The organism is Pseudomonas sp. PDM32, assembly GCF_019219225.1.
GTDB lineage: Bacteria > Pseudomonadota > Gammaproteobacteria > Pseudomonadales > Pseudomonadaceae > Aquipseudomonas > Aquipseudomonas laurylsulfatiphila.
Genome location: NZ_JAHUWE010000006.1, coordinates 339,834 through 355,747 on the forward strand (window position 1 = coordinate 339,834; position 15,914 = coordinate 355,747).

Below are 15,914 nucleotides of genomic sequence, written 5' to 3' on the forward strand. Positions count from 1 at the left end.
TGCCTGTTGATGTTCTCGCGAGGCCTGTACCGCGGGGGCAGCCGCTTGTGTGACGCTGTGTTTCGTCGCTATATCACCATCATTACTGTGAACGTGCCCGAGGAGAAGTCGTGGATTCCCGATTGAATGCTTTTCTTGAACGCGCCGATGCCGTTCTGGCCCGTATCGAGCCGTTGCTGCCGGCACCCCGGCCAGCCATCGACTGGACGCAATGCCTGGCGGCGCGCTGGCAGCGTGAGTCTCGCGGCGGTTATCTGATGCCGCTGCAGGTCAGCCTCGACATGCGCCTGTCGGACCTGATCGGCGTCGACCGGCAAGTTGAGCAGCTTGGGCGCAACACCCAACAGTTCCTCGATGGCATGCCCGCCAACCACGCCTTGCTGTGGGGCTCGCGCGGCACCGGCAAGTCGTCGCTGGTGCGCGCCTTGTTGGCCGAGCACGCTCAAGCCGGTTTGCGTCTGATCGAGATTGAACGCGATCACCTGGCAGACCTGCCGCGCGTGGTAGAACAGATCGGCAAACTGCCCCAGCGTTTCGTGCTGTTTTGCGATGACCTCTCGTTCGAGTCGGGCGAGGGCGATTACCGAGTGCTCAAAAGCGTACTCGATGGCTCGCTGGAACAGGCGCCGGACAACGTCTTGCTGTACGCCACGTCGAACCGTCGCCACCTGGTGCCGGAAAAGGAAAGTGACAACGAGAACTGGAAGCGGGTCGACGGCGAGCTGCATCCGAGCGAGGCGGTGGAAGACAAGATCGCGCTGTCGGACCGCTTCGGCCTCTGGCTATCGTTCTATCCGTTTACCCAGGAACACTTCCTCGACGTCGTCGAGCACTGGATCGGCCAGTTGGCCGGCAAGGCCGGACTTGCATGGCAGCGCAGCGAAGAACTGGACATCCTGGCGGTACGCTGGGCCACCGGCAGAGGCAATCGCAATGGACGTTGCGCTTATCAATTTGCCCGTTACTGGGTCGGGCTGAAACTGTTGGAGCACAAGGCATGATCGATTTACAAAAGAGCGGCCAGGGACTCGAAGGCTACGGCATGCTGCACGCGCAGCTTGAGTCCTTGCTGGCGGACGAGCGGGACTTCATCGCCAATGCCGCGCAGTTCTCGGCGTTTCTGTTCAATCAGCTCGATGACCTGAACTGGGCCGGTTTCTACCTCAACCGCAATGAGGAGCTGGTGCTGGGCCCGTTTCAGGGGCAGATCGCTTGCGTGCGAATTCCGTTCGGGCGTGGCGTCTGCGGAACGGCAGCCGCTACCTTGCAGACCCAGTTGGTCGAAGATGTGCACGCATTCCCCGGTCACATTGCCTGTGACAGCGCCTCGAACAGCGAACTGGTGGTGCCGTTGGTCAAGGACGGCCGATTGATCGGCGTGCTCGACCTCGACAGCCCGAAACTGGCGCGGTTCACCCCGCAGGACCAGGCCGGTATCGAGCAACTGGCGGCGATTTTCCTGCGCCTGACCGACTGCTGATCAAGACGCCAGGCCTGCCTTGACCAGCAGACCCGATGCGTCCACCGCATCAATCTGCGCAGGGTCGAGGAAGCGCCTGGCGTACTGCAAATAGATCTGTGCCCTGATGAACAGCCCGAACAGTTCCGGGTCGATGTGGGCATCACGGCACATGAACGCCATGATGCCCAGCGCCTCGCTCAAGGTCTTGGCTTTTTTGTAAGGGCGGTCGGCGGCCGTCAGCGCTTCGAAAATATCGGCAATCGCCATCATTCGCGCCGGCAGGCTCATGTCTTCTCGCTTCAAGCGTTTTGGATAACCACTGCCGTCCATTTTTTCGTGATGCCCGCCGGCTATTTCCGCAACGCTGCGCAGGTGTCCGGGGAACGGCAGATGGTTGAGCATCAGAATCGTCTGGACGATGTGGTTATTGATGACATAACGCTCCTCGCTCGTCAGGGTGCCCCGGACAATGCTCAGGTTGTACAGCTCGCCCCGATTGTATTTGTGGGGCGGAACGTCGAGTTTGAAACCCAGGGGGTTGTTGTGCGGTATCACTTCGTTTTCGCTGCGTTCGAACAGGTGCTCGGGTTTGTCCGCCAGTAAGGGTTCGCTGACGGGCAGGGTGGGGGCGGGTGTTCGGGCCTGACGCCGGTTCTCTTCCCAGGACACGCCCAGCCGGTCATCCAGGGTCCGGGTCCAGGTGCGTTCAGCCACGCTGCGCAGCCGGTGCAGATCAGCGTCGGCCATGGCTTCGCCCCCCAGATTGCAACGGGCAATGAAGGCGAAATCATCATCCAGTCCGGCCAGGCAGGCATCACGCAGGTCTGCCAGCGTTTGTTCGTCACCGCCCAGGGCAATGGCCTGCCAGTAGCTGATCCAGGCATCGCGCTTGAGTACCTCGAAGCGGGTGCGGATTTCGTGGATGCGATCGGTGAGGGTTTCCAGCTTCGTGGCTTTGTCGACGACGTATTCCGGTGTGGTGATCTTGCCGCAATCGTGCAACCAGGCAGCGATGTGCAGTGCCTCCCATTCATCGTCGGTCGGCCGATAGGCGCTGAAGGCGGGGTCCTGGCTGGCTGCCGCCGCGCGAGCAAGCATCAGGGTCAGTTCCGGCACGCGCTGGCAATGGCCGCCGGTATAGGGACTTTTGGCGTCGATGGCACCGGCCAGCAGTTGAATGAAGGCGTCCAGCAGCTGTTTTTGTCGGGCTTGCAGACGCTGGCTTTCAATGCACACGGCCGCCGCGCCGGACACCGCCTGGAGAAACGCAATTCGGTCCGGCCGCAGTTTTTCCAGATCGCTTTGCTCGCCGCTGTCGGCCAATAGCAACACCAGCAAGCCCACGGTTTCGTTGTGACGATTATGCAGGCGGATTCCGATCAGATGGACCCGGGGACTTTCCAGCGCGAGCAAGACTTTCTGCAGATCGCCCGCTTGCTCGAACCCCAGGTTACTGACGACGTTGTCGACGTTTGCCAGCTGCTGCAACCATGGGGGGCTTTGCGGGTTTTCCAGTGAATGTCCGCGGATGTCGAAGGATTGCAGGTTTTCGGCGGCGTCATTGATGACCAGTCCGTGGGGTTCCATGTGCCCGCCATCACCTTCGCGCAGATAGATCAGGCCGGCCTGGGCCTGACCGATTTTCACGGTTTCAAACAACACGCGTTCCAGCAGGGGGGCGAAACGGGTTTCGGCGCTGAGGCTGTCAGTGATCTGGAAGAAGCTCGCCAGCGTGTCTTTCATCCGTGCCATCGACACGCTCAGTTGGTCGACTTCGAGCACCGGCGAGCGACGGGAAAGCGGAAAATTGAAATCGAAACTGCGAATCGCATCGGCCTCCTGCACCAGGGCGCGCAAGGGTTTGACCAGGACTCTGGAGGTCAGCCAACCCAGCGGCACGCATAACAGAAGCGTTGCCAGGGTAATGAGCGCACCTTGCCAGCGCATCCGGTAAGCATCGACGAGCAGCTCGTCTTCCGGAACCAGCAGCGCCAGTTGCAGGCCTTGGGGGCCGCCTTCCTGCATGCTGCTGCGGGCCACGATCCACTGCCGGCCGTTGGCATCCAGGCGATTGCCTTCAGAGGAGTTGTTGAGCAACGCACCCAGACTGGGGCTCAGGTCCGCGGCCTTGATCAGCCGGGATGTCTGATCATCGATGATCAGTCTGCGGCTGTCGGGGTAGGCAATGGCATTGCCTTCGGCATCGAACAGCACGATTTCGGTATGAGGGGTCACGACGTGCTTGGCCAGGGTCGCGCTGAGTTCGGCCAGGGTCAGGTCGGCGGCCAGGATTGCCTTGTCGCCACTGCGTCGTGCCAGCGTCGTGCCAATGTCATGGGTGGAAAAAAAGATGTAGGGTTCGGTCGTAATCTGTTCATTGTCGCTACGGGCGCTGGTAAACCAGGCACGGCTGCGAGGGTCGTAGGTGTCGTTCAGGTTGTCCTGGCGACTGACGAGGGCCAGGTTACGGTCGAAAAACAAAGACTGGGAACGAGCCTGGCCGCTGCTGTCGTGCTCAATGCTCCAGACCTGGAAAGCCGCCATTTTCGGAGCCTTGACCAGGGCTTTGACCTCTGGGGTATGCAGCGGGCGGACCATGAAAAAGTCGCCGTTGTCGTAGCCCAGGTACAGCGACGCCAGATTGGGGTTGTCCTCGAGTGACTGGCTGAACGGTTCGAGCAGTGCCAGGCGGTGTTCCAGATCAGCGGACTGGCCCGCCGGATTGAGTGCCAGCAGGCTCAACAGGTGGCGAATGGGTTGATAGGTGGCGTGCAGGTCCAGCCGGACATCCTGCTCGATACGGTTGAAGAGTTTTTCACTGCTGGACAGTATGATCTGGGTCGTTTGCCGGTAGTTGAAAAGACCCAGCAGCACTCCGGTGAGCAACAACAGAAAGGTGAACATCACACTGATATGGACATGCAGTGGAAACCGGCGTGGATCCTTGCGCAGTGGGTCAGGCATTGCGGGTTTCTCCATGAGAGTCAACACCCTGCTGAGGGTCCAAGCATAGTTAAGGCTCTGCCATTTTTCCTTCGTCGTAATGCTTGATCTGACGTAGTAACGCGTCCTCCAGCTCAAGTATGGTGCGCTCCATGGATTGGCAGCATCTGGCCACTTTTTCGCGATCGAAATCCTCATGGCAGGCGACTTCAAGCGCCTCGCAGTGGTCGATCAGGGGGGAGGCTTGCACTATCCGGGCTGCGCCTTTTATTTTGTGGGCAATGTCCTGCAGCGCCTGCGGATCCCCGGAGCTGGATAGCGACAGCAGCGTTTGCAGATCCTGGCGGTTGCTGTTGACCAACTCGTTGAGCAATCTGCGGTTCAACATGGGGTTGCCCCCGGTCAGCAGTTTCAACCCGTGCAGGCTGAACGCCGGGGCAATATGGGTGGGTTCAATGTTTTCCATCCACTGGCTCAAGGCTCCAAGGCTAAGGGGTTTGAACAGGCAGTCATCCATTCCGGCCTGTTTGCAGCGCTGTATTTCTTCCGGTTGCGCGTTGGCGGTAAAGCCGAGCACGGTGCAGGGAGGGCGATGGTTTTGGCTTTCATGCTGGCGAATGGCACGGGCCAGCTCGTAACCGTTCATGACCGGCATGTTGCAATCGGCGATCACCAGATCAAACGGTTGGTCTTTCCATGCCTCCAATCCCTCCTGGCCATCGGCCGCGACGGTAAATCGATGGCCTAGAAACTCCAATTGCTGGCAGGTGAGCAAACGATTGGCCGAATGATCGTCGACGACCAGAACATTCAATGGGGTTGTGGCGACGACAATTTGCGTTTCGGCCACCTGGGCAAATTGCTGCAGCGGCAACGTTTCCAGGTGCAGCAATACCTCCACTTGAGTGCCGACACCCGGCTCGCTGCGCAATTGCAGACTGCCGCCCATCATCTCGCAGAGATTGCGGCTGATGACCAGCCCCAGCCCTGCGCCCCCCCTGGCCGATTGAATGGCGTTGTCGGCCTGGGCGAAGGGTTCGAACAACCGGTATTGATCCTGTTCGCTGATCCCGATGCCACTGTCGTGAACCTGTACCCGCATTTGCACACGATCAGGCTGCATTGCTGGCTGCAGGTCGACAATGACCCGGACCTGGCCTTGCTCGGTAAACTTGATGGAATTGCTGATCAGGTTGGACAGCACTTGCTTGAAGCGCAAAGGGTCCAGCAACACATCGAAGGTCGGGTTGGGCGAAGAAAATTCCAGCTTCAGTTCGAGTTCCTTCTGTCGGGCAAGGCCATCGAAAATCCGTACGACCGAGGCCACGAGTTCAGCCGGATTAACGCGCTCCGGGCTAAGGCTCAAGCGCCCGGATTCGATTCTGGCAATGTCGAGGATGTCGCCAATCAGTTCCAGCAACCCTTTCGCCGAGTTGTACGCGACATCGATGGCCGGACGCTCCGGGTGCCGATGATCAAGACGCTTGAGTGTCAGTTCAAGCATGCCGATGATTGCATTCATCGGCGTGCGGATCTCATGGCTCATCGTGGCCAGAAACGTGCTTTTGGCCCGGTTGGCGTTATCGGCGTGTTCTTTCGCGCAACGCAGATCATCGAGCAGTTGCCGGCGTTCGCTGATGTCGATCCAGCCACCGATAATGCCTTGCACTTTCGCGCTGGAATCTCGGTAGGGGAGAATCCAGTGATAGATCGTCAGCCGCCGGCCACCAATGTGCAGTTCGCGATCGACGATCAACGGTCTGCCCTCGGCCACCACGCGCTGGTAGTCAGCCTGGTACTCCCGGGCCTCGAACACATTGCTCATCGCCCCCTGCATGACGCTTTTGCCGATGACATCTTCGCGCCTGGCGCAGAACGCTTGCAGGTAACTGTCGTTGCAACTTTGCAGCAACCCCTGGCGATCACGTACGTAGATCGGATGGGGCGTGCCATTGACCAGCGATCGCATGAATTCGAACTGATCGTTCAATGCACGCTCGGCGGCTTTGCGCTGCTTGATCTGGCGTCGCATGTAGTCGTTCCACGCTATGGAAATCAGCAATAGCGCTCCGGCACCGATGGCGATCTGGTAGAACAATCTTTGATAGTTGCGCCAGGTGCTTTGCGAGGACGCCGAATAGCCGCGCCAGCGACTGTTGATGATGCCCAGCTCCTCCGGCGAGATGCTCAGCAGCGCCTTGTTCAGAATGGCGTTCAGTTCCTTGGCGTCCCGTGCAGTGGCCAGCGAGAACGCTGCCTGCTCGGTGCCGATGGTGGTGCTGATTTGCAAGGTGTGTTCGAACAACCGCGACGAAATGAAGTAGTTGGCAATGACCAGTGAGTTCACCACGCCTTCGGCCTGACCTTCGGCGAGCATCTCTACGGCGCTGAAAGTGTCCGGGGTTTCGATCAGCTTGATCCGGGGAAACTCTCTGCGCAGGTAATCCTTGAGTGGATTGCCGCGGGCAATGGCCAGGCGCTTGTCCTGTAACTGCTCGAGGTTGGTTGGGCTGTCGGCGGCTTTACGGGTCAGCAGGACGTAGGAATTTTCCAGAAATGGGCGGGTAAAGTTCAGCTGGGACTGACGTTTGGCGCTGGGGAGCAACGCGGCGATCACATCGGCCTGATTGTTTTTGATCTGTTTGATCATCTCGTCATCGTTTCGACTGCGCTGGATGTCAAAGCGCAAGCCGGTGCGCAGCCTGATCAGCTCAAGCAAATCCGCGCTGACCCCGCGAAAGTTGCCATTGCTATCGAAAAACGTCAGTGGCGCAAAGGCTTCGTTGACGACGACCCGCACTATCGGGTGATGTGCCAGCCAGCGTTCTTCCCGGTCAGTGAGTTGCAGCTTTTGATCGGTCAGCAGAATGTCGCTGCCGGCACTCCAGCGTTTGGCGATGTTTTCTCGCTCACTGGAGGGGATGGCCTTGATCATCGTGTTGATGATGCCGAGCAGCTCGGGGGTGTTCCTGTTGACGGCAAAGCTGAAACCATGGGCTTCATGTTTGCCGAAGTTGGCCATCCGGATGTTGTTCAGGTACCCCTTGTTGATCATGTAGTGAGTTGAAATCGTGTCACCGAGAAACACATCCGCCTGATCGAAGGCAACGGCATTGATCGCATTCTGGTAGGACGGATAGGACGTGATGATCGCCTTTGGGTACAACGCCTTGACTTCCGCCAGCGGCAAATAGTGATACACCATGCTCAGGCGCAATCCGGCCAGGCCATCGGTGAGAGATCGGGGTTCCCCTTCGCGGGTCACCAATACGGGTTGATCGACGGCATAGGGTATGGACAGCGCAATCCCGGCAATGCCAGCCTCGAATCCATTGGCAGTGCCAAGCAGATCGACATTGCCGTTCTGCAGCGCAGCGATCGCAGCCCCTCGGGATTCGAAACGCTGAACCTTGACGGGCAAACCGGTGGCTTTTTCCAGAAGGCCAGCGTAATCGGCGGTAAAACCTTCATAGTCCTGCCCACTGGTGGTCAGGTCGAAAGGGGGGTAGTCCGGAGCCGACGTGCCGAGCGTCAGTTGATTTTTGCTTTTTATCCATTGTTGCTGGGATTCATCCAGTCGAATCTCCAGCGCGCCGACCTTCGAGCGACTGAGCAGCGTGTAGAGTTCATTGCCCGGTGCTCCGAACAACGAGGTGCTCACGCATAGACCTGCGGTCACTTGAATCAGATAGACCTTCAAACGGCTGGGCATCCAGGTTCTCACACGAGTGCGTTACGTTTTGCCATCTCGATCAGTTCAACCAGGGATTTGGCTTTGAGTTTCTGCATGAGGCGCTTTTTGTAGGTACTCACGGTCTTGTTGCTCAGAAACATGCCCTTGGCGATTTCCTTGTTTGTGCGACCTTGGGCAAAAAGTTGCAGGACCATCAGTTCCCGGTCGTTTACGGACTTGAACAGTTCCAATTCGATGCAGCGTGTTTCATCTCCGTGGATGGGGTTCAATGCTTCACTCGGGAAATAGTTGTAACCTGAAAATACCGCTTTTATGGAACTCACCAGTTCGCTGATGTCCTCTTGTTTGCAGACATAACCCGAGGCTCCGGATTGCATGCAACGTATACCGAAGAGTGTCGGGCATTGTGCGGTCAGTACCAGTGTTTTAGGAGGATTACTCATTGCGTTGAACCGGGACAGCACTTCCAGGCCATCCAGTTTTGGAATACTGATATCGAGAATGACCAGGTCCGGCATGCATTCGCGAACCATTTGCATGGCGTCGACCCCATTGTCAGTTTCGCCGACGACTTTGTAACCTTCGTGTTCCAGCAACATTCGAACGGCAAGGCGGATAACCGGGTGATCGTCGACAATAAAAACGGAGTTCATAATCAAGTCCCATGCGAGCTCAAATAAAGCGCGCACCTTAGCTCAGTTACTTGAAGGGACGCATGAACGGACCGGGCTGTAGCAGCAATATAGGAGAAATCCTACAAATTAAGAGGAATGGGACTACGTATTAACTAGGTTTCTTGTTAGGAAGTCCGGGGAAGTCTGGCAGTTTTTTGCACTTTTTAAGGAAGTTGTTTGTAGGTTTTACGTTGTGCATTTGTCGGTTCTTATATGTGCTTTTTGTCTATGTTGGTGCCAGGCTCAACAGGTCTCTAAATTCAGATTGTTTCAATGGTTTTATCAAGTAACCCAATAATGGCAGCCCGTATTCGTTGGCCGTTTTTACAAGTTCATCCAGTTCAGACGTCGTCAGGCTGCTCAGTATGATCGCCTGCCTGATCAGCCCTCGGTGACTGGCGAACCGGACCAGATCGAGTCCTGTCAGATCGGGCAGGCATTGATCGCATAAAAGGATGTCGAATGGCTGTTCGACCCCGAGCATCTGCTGCATGGCGCTTCTGGCGCTGTCGGCAGTAGTCAGTCGGGCGAAGCCATAACTCTCCAGCAGGCATTGAGTGGCTATCAGTTGGAAGGGGTGGTCCTCCACCACGAGGATGCGTAGATCGTCTTCGGCCATGCTGCACACTTCATCTGTCGAACAGAGGGAGGGCGATTGTTTCGCGAGAGGGTCGGACAGGCGATCAGTTCGCTCGCCATGTGTTGTAGGGCGATTCGACGAGACTTGAGTGCTGTTGGAGGTTAAAGGGGGATCAGCCAAAACGAAGGCCGTAATGGCTGATCAAACGAAGCACCTCAGTGGCTGGCACGGCCCGTCATTTCCAGGGCCATGTCACTGGCATAGCTGTCGGTCATGCCGGCGATGAAATCAATCATGCGCAAAAACGACGTGTGTAACGGGCCGTGAGGATCGGGTGCATTGTTACCCAGCAGATCAAGGATTCGGCGGCTTTTGAATGACGGGGTCCGACCGTTGTGCTGCTCCAGTGCTGCGCCGCAAAAGGCGTTGAGGAGGATTTCCAGCGTGGTGTAGGCGCCGATCTCGTGCAGGGTCTTGCGCTTGTCCTGGAAGATTTTCTTGCGGGCCATGTCCTTGGCGTTCAGCACGCAACGCTTGGCGGGCCCGTGCATGTGCTCCACCAGGTCGCCGGGCAATGTGCCGGCCAGCAGCGCGTGCTGTTGCTCGACGAAAGCGCGGGCCGCGGCATTGGTCAGGTGTTCGATGGCCTTGCCGCGCAGGATCGCCAGTTTGCGTCGGCGCGAATCGCCGGGACCGAGCTGGCGGTAGGTTTCCGGCAGGTCGTCGCCCACCAGGTCCAGCAGCAGGGACTCGACTTCGGCATATTCCAGCAACTCCATTTCCAGGCCGTCTTCCAGGTCGATCAGCGCATAGCAGATGTCGTCGGCGGCCTCCATCAGGTACACCAGCGGATGCCGCGCCCAGCGTTGCTCTTCAAGTTGCGGCAGGCCGAGTTTATGGGCGATCTGCTCCAACAGTGGCAGCTCGCTCTGATAACAGCCGAACTTGTGTTTCTTGTAGCCCAGCGAATCGGCGTGCCTGGCCGTCCATGGATACTTCAGGTAGGTGCCCAGGGTTGCATAGGTCAGTCGGGTGCCGCCGTCGAACTGGTGATACTCCAGTTGAGTGAGGACCCGAAAGCCCTGGGCGTTGCCTTCGAAATTCAGGAAGTCATTGCGCTCTGCTTCACTCATCGCATCCAGCCAACCACGGCCGGCGGCTTGCTGGAACCAGTGACGGATCGCATCTTCACCGGAATGGCCGAAAGGCGGGTTGCCGATGTCGTGTGCCAGGCAGGCCGATTGCACCACCATTCCCAGGTCGCTGGGTTCGCACCAGTCGGGCAGGGCATTGCGGATGGTTTCGCCGACCCGCATGCCCAGCGAGCGCCCCACGCAACTGACTTCCAGCGAGTGGGTCAGGCGCGTATGAATGTGATCATTGCTGGACACCGGATGGACCTGGGTCTTGCGCCCGAGGCGGCGGAAAGCCCCCGAGAAAATAATGCGGTCGTGGTCTTTGTGAAAAGGGCTGCGGCCGAGTTCTTCTGGGCTGTGCAGAGGCTTTCCGAGGCGTTCGCGGGTAAGCAGGGTGTGCCAATCCAAGGCGGGACTCTCCGTCAGGTGACTGATGGTCTAGCTTCCCGTTTCGCGTCATGACCTGCAAGCGGAACTACAACCCGGCGGCGTCGATATCGAGGTCACCTTGCAAGAACTTTTTTCGCAGGGGGCAATTGACCGGACTGGCGCACAGGATCGCGCCCCCCTCGATAGAGAGGGGGCATCCCGTCGACACTGCAGAGCGTAGCCAGAAGGAAACTGATCAGTCTTTGCGCGAAGAGCCCTGCATGATCAGTTTGATCAGCGGCCCCAGTGTGGTGCCGAGACGGATCAGCCGGGTCAGGCTGCTGAGGCCGCCACCGTTCTTTGCGCCCTTGCCGGTCAGAAAGCCCAGCAAGGTGACGGCGGCCACGCCCCAGAGTGGCGCGTGTTTGATGCCGAAACCGTCCTGCAGGTTCTGCGTCATCCCGCGCACGCGTTTCAACGGTTGCAGCAGCTGCGCGGATTCGTGGCGGATTTCCTGGCGGTGCATTTCCATGCGCAGGCGAATCAGGGCCTTGCGCATTTCCGTGCGTGAGCTGTTGTGTGGCAATTCAGGCAGGTTCATGGCAGCAGGCGCTCCCGATCGTTGGCCAGCTCTTCTAGCGTACCGTGGAAGGGCGAGGACTCATCGAAAATCGCTGCCCTCAAACGCATGGCGCAGAATATGGCGGCGAGGCTGTAGAACACGCAGAGCCCGATGATGGCGGTCAGGCGATAGGTGTCCCAGAACACGATCAGCACCAGCGTCGACAGCCCTACCAACAGCAGCAACGCAAACACCAGCGCCAGACCGGCAAACAGCAACAGGCTGACGGTGCGGGCTTTCTGTTCCTGCAACTCGATGCCGAACAGTTCGACATGGCTGTGCAGCAACCCCAGGAAGGCAGCACCCAGGCGCCGCGATGAGGAGCTTGTTCCCGTCGCAGACGGGTCGGATTCACCGATCGACATATCAGCGCCGGCTGGCCAGCAGGCCGATCAGGAAGCCTACGCCGGCCGCGATCCCGACCGATTGCCAAGGGTTGGCCTGGACATAGTCTTCGGTGGCGGTGACAGCCGCCTTGCCGCGTTCGCGCAGGGAGTCTTCGGTCAACTTCAGGGTTTCACGGGCACGCAAGAGACTGTCGTGAATCTGCTCGCGCAACTCGTCGGCCTGGTCGCCGGCCAGGGTCGCGGTGTGCTCCAGCAACCGTTCGGTGTCACTGACCAGTGTCTGAAAGTCGTTCATCAGGATTTCTTGAGCAGTCTTTGCCTGGATGCGGGCCATGGTGGATCTCCATAAGTGGCTTTCTGATGCGTTCGAGTATGAGCCTTCGGCGAAGGTTCAGTACAAATGACTGGTACAACTTTTGCTGTGTCGTGGTGCGCCGGTCCGCACCATTGCGCTATAGCCGGGCATGATTTCAGTAAAACCGTAGGACCAACAATCAAAAACTCGCGCAAACGTCCGGGTCACGTTTTTCCCGGACGGTGTCCGTGCACCAAGGCGGTTCAACGAGATCAGTCCTCTGATGCTTCGAAGCTGCAACTTGGTGCATGGGTAGTCATCGCGAACTGCTTTGGTGCTTTTTTCTGCCATAAGGTCTGCCCATCCCATGGAAAATCTGCAAAGCGCCGTGGACACCCTGGTCCATAGCTCCAATACGCTGTTCATTCTGATCGGTGCGGTCATGGTTCTGGCCATGCACGCCGGTTTTGCCTTTCTCGAAGTCGGAACCGTGCGACAGAAAAACCAGGTCAATGCCTTGTCGAAAATCCTCAGCGACTTCGCCGTATCGACACTGGCCTACTTCTTTATAGGCTATTGGATTTCTTATGGCGTGACGTTCATGCAACCGGCGGCCGTGCTCAATGCCGACCATGGTTATGGGCTGGTGAAGTTTTTCTTCCTGCTGACCTTTGCCGCGGCGATTCCCGCGATCATTTCCGGAGGAATCGCCGAGCGCGCCCGGTTTGTCCCGCAGCTGTGTGCAACCGCGTTGATTGTCGCGTTCATCTATCCGTTCTTCGAAGGCATGGTCTGGAATGGCAACCTGGGTTTGCAAGCCTGGCTGCTGGAGCGCTTTGGCGCCGGTTTCCATGATTTCGCAGGTTCGGTGGTGGTGCATGCCATGGGCGGTTGGCTGGCACTGGCGGCGGTGCTGTTGCTCGGGCCGCGTAATGGCCGCTATCGCGAAGGTCGACTGGTTGCGTTCGCGCCTTCGAGCATCCCGTTTCTGGCGTTGGGCTCGTGGATCCTGATTGTTGGCTGGTTCGGCTTCAACGTCATGAGCGCGCAAACCCTGCAAGGTGTCAGTGGACTGGTGGCGGTGAACTCATTGATGGCCATGGTGGGCGGTACGGTGGCAGCGTTGATCGTCGGGCGCAACGACCCCGGCTTTCTGCACAACGGACCGTTGGCTGGACTGGTGGCGATCTGCGCCGGTTCCGACCTGATGCATCCTGTGGGGGCGCTGGTGACCGGCGCCGTCGCGGGGGCGTTGTTTGTCTGGTGCTTTACCGCCGCTCAGGTCAAATGGCGAATCGACGATGTATTGGGTGTCTGGCCGCTGCACGGCTTGTGCGGCGTGTGGGGCGGTATTGCCTGCGGCATTTTCGGCCAGAGCGCTTTGGGCGGGCTGGGTGGGGTCAGCCTGATCAGCCAGTTGATCGGCACGGCACTGGGCGTCACCGTGGCACTGGCCGGCGGGTTTGCCGTGTATGGCGTGATCAAGGCTCTGCATGGATTGCGCCTGAGTCAGGAGCAGGAGTATTACGGCGCGGACCTGTCGATCCACAAGATCGGCGCCGTGAGCCAGGACTGACACAGGTCTCACCATCGTCGGTGGCATCAGGCAGGAGACTCAATGGCTCGACGGTTTTTCGGAGCAGGCCTAGAATGGTCACTTCATTTTCTGGTTGAGCGCTCATGCTTCCCGAATGTCAGCTGTTCGGCACCCTTGGATGCCATCTCTGTGAAGTAGCCGAAGCCATGTTGATGGAGTTTGTCGAGCGCGGTCTGCTGGTGGAACTGGTGGATATCGCCGACGATGAAACCTGGTTCGCCGCCTACAGCCTGCGTATTCCGGTGTTGCGGCGGGTCGACACCGGCGCTGAACTGGGCTGGCCGTTCAGTGCCGATGAGGTGGTGGCGTTCTTGCGTTAAGTGGCTTTTGCGCCGATGTTACTTCCCGCCTGTCGAACTTTACGATTGATCCCCTTGGCTTATCCGGTACTGATCGGATACTGTATGCGTATACAGTTATTCGTGGTGCCTGCATTGCCGCTGCTGATTTTCGGCAGCGAGTAGACAAGCCCGGGCGTGAGAGGGATGAATCGTGGTCAATGTCGAACAGTTGAAGAACAGCGTGAACCGGATGTCTGCAGACGTCGTGAGTGAAGCCGTTCTTGAGTTGCGTCTGGATGGACTGGTGACCGAGGGCAAGACACCCTTCAACAAAACGCATTTCAATACCTGTTTCGCAGAAATCGAAGCCTTGTTTCAACGCGCGGGGTATCACCGGCAACTCGATGTCGTGGGTTATCAGGGGTTGTTGTACGCCCTCTATGACCCCGCTCGCTGGGAGGCGGTCGATGTATTGCGCTGGCTCAAGGAATACACCGAAGCGGCGGCGCGCACGCAGATCCCGGCTTGAGGATCTCAGCGGGCGTTCTCAATTGGTTTTCACGCCGGGAAAACTAATTGGGAGCGCCCCCTAGGTTCAATCCCCGTGCTGTTGGATAATGCCGCCCTGCACTGAGGTTAGAGCTTTCGTATGTCCACTTCTTCTTTTTCCGCGGCACACAGTCAGGCCAGTACGCTGTACTTGCCACCTGGCCCGTGGCAGACCGTTGTCGATTGCCTGTGCGAGCATTTCAGTGCCATCGGTCGTGAACAATGGCTGGACAGAATCGCCCGTGGCCGGGTCCTCGATGGGCAGGGCATGCCGATAGCCCTCGATCTGGCCTACAGGGAAGGTTTGCGGATACATTATTTTCGCGAAGTGCCGGATGAAAAGCCGATCCCGGTGATCGAGTCGATTCTGTACGCGGACGAGCATCTGGTGGTGGCCGACAAACCGCACTTTCTGCCGGTGACGCCGGCTGGCGAATACGTCGAACAGACGCTGCTCAGGCGCTTGATCCGTCGCCTGGACAATCCGCATCTGGTGCCATTGCATCGCATCGACCGGCATACCGCAGGGCTGGTACTGTTTTCCGCCAATCCGCAGAGTCGTTCGGCTTATCAGTCGTTGTTTCCAACCCGGCAGATCGAAAAGCGCTACGAGGCCATCGCAGCGGCGTTGCCTGAACTTGCTTTCCCGCGGGTTCATAAAAGCCGGCTGGTCGATGGCGAGCCGTTCTTCCGCATGCAGGAAGGGCCTGGGGCCTGCAACACCGAGACGGCGATCGAAGTCAGGGAGAAGCAGGAGAAACTCTGGCGGTATGCTCTTTACCCGGTGACAGGCAAGAAACATCAGCTGCGGGTACACATGGCGGCGTTGGGCGCCGCTATCTGCAACGACCCGTTTTACCCCGAGGTGCTCAAGGATGCGCAGGATGACTACGCCAATCCTTTGAAACTGCTGGCTCAGGGGTTGAGGTTCATCGACCCGGTCACGGGCCAGGCGCGTGAGTTCGAGAGTGAAATCACCCTGCAATGGTGATCCTGAACGGCGCCCCTGAAGTGCTGTTTTTCAGGCATGAAAAAGCCCGCATCAAGCGGGCTTTTCTGTATCCGGCGGCACCCGATTACAGCTCCTTGACGGTACGCACCTGATCTTTGTTGATGCGGGTCTGTTTGCCATCGAGCTGTTCGAATTCGTAGAAGCCGGAATCCTTGTCGAACTCTGGCGTGTCGACGGCCTGGATTTCGCGACCGTCATTCAAGGTGATCACCGTAGGCGACGCGCAACCGGCGAGGGTGGCGAGGCCCAGTGCGAGCATGAAAGTGGCGAGGGTCCGTTGCATCATGAGTGTGTCTCCGAATAAGAATTCTTTGGTTAGTGAACTTGAGACGTGAACCGTCCGCGCAAGTTCC

The 15,914-nt window shown here is 58.3% G+C and carries 15 protein-coding genes; 6 read left to right on the forward strand and 9 right to left on the reverse strand.

The window, feature by feature from the left end:
- Positions 1–110 precede the first annotated feature (110 nt).
- Complete coding sequence (locus KW846_RS14170) at positions 111–1,001, forward strand: ATP-binding protein (protein WP_218482884.1); 891 nt, start codon at positions 111–113, stop codon at positions 999–1,001.
- Positions 998–1,480 (forward strand): GAF domain-containing protein, encoded by a 483-nt coding sequence (locus KW846_RS14175; protein WP_095966417.1) that lies wholly within the window; start codon positions 998–1,000, stop codon positions 1,478–1,480. The genes KW846_RS14170 and KW846_RS14175 overlap by 4 nt, the downstream gene beginning before the upstream one ends.
- On the opposite strand, the gene KW846_RS14180 is transcribed toward KW846_RS14175, so the two are convergent.
- From KW846_RS14180 to KW846_RS14215, 8 genes are all read right to left on the reverse strand, one after another.
- Entirely contained in the window at positions 1,481–4,426 is a 2,946-nt protein-coding gene (locus tag KW846_RS14180; protein ID WP_218482886.1) for an HD domain-containing phosphohydrolase, read from the reverse strand.
- Positions 4,427–4,475: 49 nt separating this feature from the next.
- A complete protein-coding gene (locus KW846_RS14185; RefSeq protein ID WP_218482888.1) occupies positions 4,476–8,117 on the reverse strand; it encodes a transporter substrate-binding domain-containing protein in 3,642 nt (1,213 codons plus the stop codon).
- Positions 8,118–8,125: 8 nt separating this feature from the next.
- Positions 8,126–8,752 carry a response regulator transcription factor gene (locus tag KW846_RS14190; protein ID WP_007973494.1) on the reverse strand — a complete coding sequence of 209 codons (627 nt, stop codon included), beginning with the start codon at positions 8,750–8,752 and terminating at the stop codon, positions 8,126–8,128.
- 247 nt (positions 8,753–8,999) lie between these two features.
- Positions 9,000–9,392: a response regulator gene (locus tag KW846_RS14195; protein ID WP_218482889.1), complete on the reverse strand. Its 393-nt coding sequence runs from the start codon at positions 9,390–9,392 to the stop codon at positions 9,000–9,002.
- A 176-nt stretch (positions 9,393–9,568) separates the two neighbouring features.
- Positions 9,569–10,897 carry a deoxyguanosinetriphosphate triphosphohydrolase gene (locus KW846_RS14200; protein ID WP_015094053.1) on the reverse strand — a complete coding sequence of 443 codons (1,329 nt, stop codon included), beginning with the start codon at positions 10,895–10,897 and terminating at the stop codon, positions 9,569–9,571.
- 217 nt (positions 10,898–11,114) lie between these two features.
- A complete protein-coding gene (locus KW846_RS14205) occupies positions 11,115–11,459 on the reverse strand; it encodes a hypothetical protein (protein ID WP_126050018.1) in 345 nt (114 codons plus the stop codon).
- Entirely contained in the window at positions 11,456–11,845 is a 390-nt protein-coding gene (locus tag KW846_RS14210; RefSeq protein WP_218482890.1) for a phage holin family protein, read from the reverse strand. The genes KW846_RS14205 and KW846_RS14210 overlap by 4 nt, the downstream gene beginning before the upstream one ends.
- 1 nt (position 11,846) lies before the next feature.
- A complete protein-coding gene (locus KW846_RS14215; protein ID WP_007973485.1) occupies positions 11,847–12,161 on the reverse strand; it encodes a YqjD family protein in 315 nt (104 codons plus the stop codon).
- A 328-nt stretch (positions 12,162–12,489) separates the two neighbouring features.
- On the opposite strand from KW846_RS14215, the gene KW846_RS14220 reads away from it, so the two are divergent.
- The 4 genes from KW846_RS14220 (at position 12,490) to KW846_RS14235 (ending at position 15,540) form a co-directional block, all read left to right on the forward strand.
- A complete protein-coding gene (locus tag KW846_RS14220; protein ID WP_007973484.1) occupies positions 12,490–13,698 on the forward strand; it encodes an ammonium transporter in 1,209 nt (402 codons plus the stop codon).
- A 104-nt stretch (positions 13,699–13,802) separates the two neighbouring features.
- On the forward strand, positions 13,803–14,039 hold the full coding sequence (locus KW846_RS14225; protein WP_007973483.1) for a glutaredoxin family protein: 237 nt from the start codon (positions 13,803–13,805) through the stop codon (positions 14,037–14,039).
- A 172-nt stretch (positions 14,040–14,211) separates the two neighbouring features.
- Positions 14,212–14,529 (forward strand): hypothetical protein, encoded by a 318-nt coding sequence (locus KW846_RS14230; protein ID WP_007973482.1) that lies wholly within the window; start codon positions 14,212–14,214, stop codon positions 14,527–14,529.
- A gap of 120 nt (positions 14,530–14,649) precedes the next feature.
- Complete coding sequence (locus KW846_RS14235) at positions 14,650–15,540, forward strand: pseudouridine synthase (protein ID WP_218482891.1); 891 nt, start codon at positions 14,650–14,652, stop codon at positions 15,538–15,540.
- A gap of 85 nt (positions 15,541–15,625) precedes the next feature.
- Here the strand turns inward: KW846_RS14235 and KW846_RS14240 are convergent, their stop codons facing one another.
- Positions 15,626–15,847: a YgdI/YgdR family lipoprotein gene (locus KW846_RS14240; RefSeq protein WP_007973479.1), complete on the reverse strand. Its 222-nt coding sequence runs from the start codon at positions 15,845–15,847 to the stop codon at positions 15,626–15,628.
- Positions 15,848–15,914 lie beyond the last annotated feature (67 nt).

Coding starts and splice junctions, on each gene's coding strand:
- KW846_RS14175 (WP_095966417.1), top strand. CDS start 998: ATGATCGATTTACAAAAGAGCGGCCAGGGACTCGAAGGCTACGGCATG.
- KW846_RS14180 (WP_218482886.1), bottom strand. CDS start 4,426: ATGCCTGACCCACTGCGCAAGGATCCACGCCGGTTTCCACTGCATGTC.
- KW846_RS14185 (WP_218482888.1), bottom strand. CDS start 8,117: ATGCCCAGCCGTTTGAAGGTCTATCTGATTCAAGTGACCGCAGGTCTA.
- KW846_RS14190 (WP_007973494.1), bottom strand. CDS start 8,752: ATGAACTCCGTTTTTATTGTCGACGATCACCCGGTTATCCGCCTTGCC.
- KW846_RS14195 (WP_218482889.1), bottom strand. CDS start 9,392: ATGGCCGAAGACGATCTACGCATCCTCGTGGTGGAGGACCACCCCTTC.
- KW846_RS14205 (WP_126050018.1), bottom strand. CDS start 11,459: ATGAACCTGCCTGAATTGCCACACAACAGCTCACGCACGGAAATGCGC.
- KW846_RS14210 (WP_218482890.1), bottom strand. CDS start 11,845: ATGTCGATCGGTGAATCCGACCCGTCTGCGACGGGAACAAGCTCCTCA.
- KW846_RS14215 (WP_007973485.1), bottom strand. CDS start 12,161: ATGGCCCGCATCCAGGCAAAGACTGCTCAAGAAATCCTGATGAACGAC.
- KW846_RS14220 (WP_007973484.1), top strand. CDS start 12,490: ATGGAAAATCTGCAAAGCGCCGTGGACACCCTGGTCCATAGCTCCAAT.
- KW846_RS14225 (WP_007973483.1), top strand. CDS start 13,803: ATGCTTCCCGAATGTCAGCTGTTCGGCACCCTTGGATGCCATCTCTGT.
- KW846_RS14235 (WP_218482891.1), top strand. CDS start 14,650: ATGTCCACTTCTTCTTTTTCCGCGGCACACAGTCAGGCCAGTACGCTG.
- KW846_RS14240 (WP_007973479.1), bottom strand. CDS start 15,847: ATGATGCAACGGACCCTCGCCACTTTCATGCTCGCACTGGGCCTCGCC.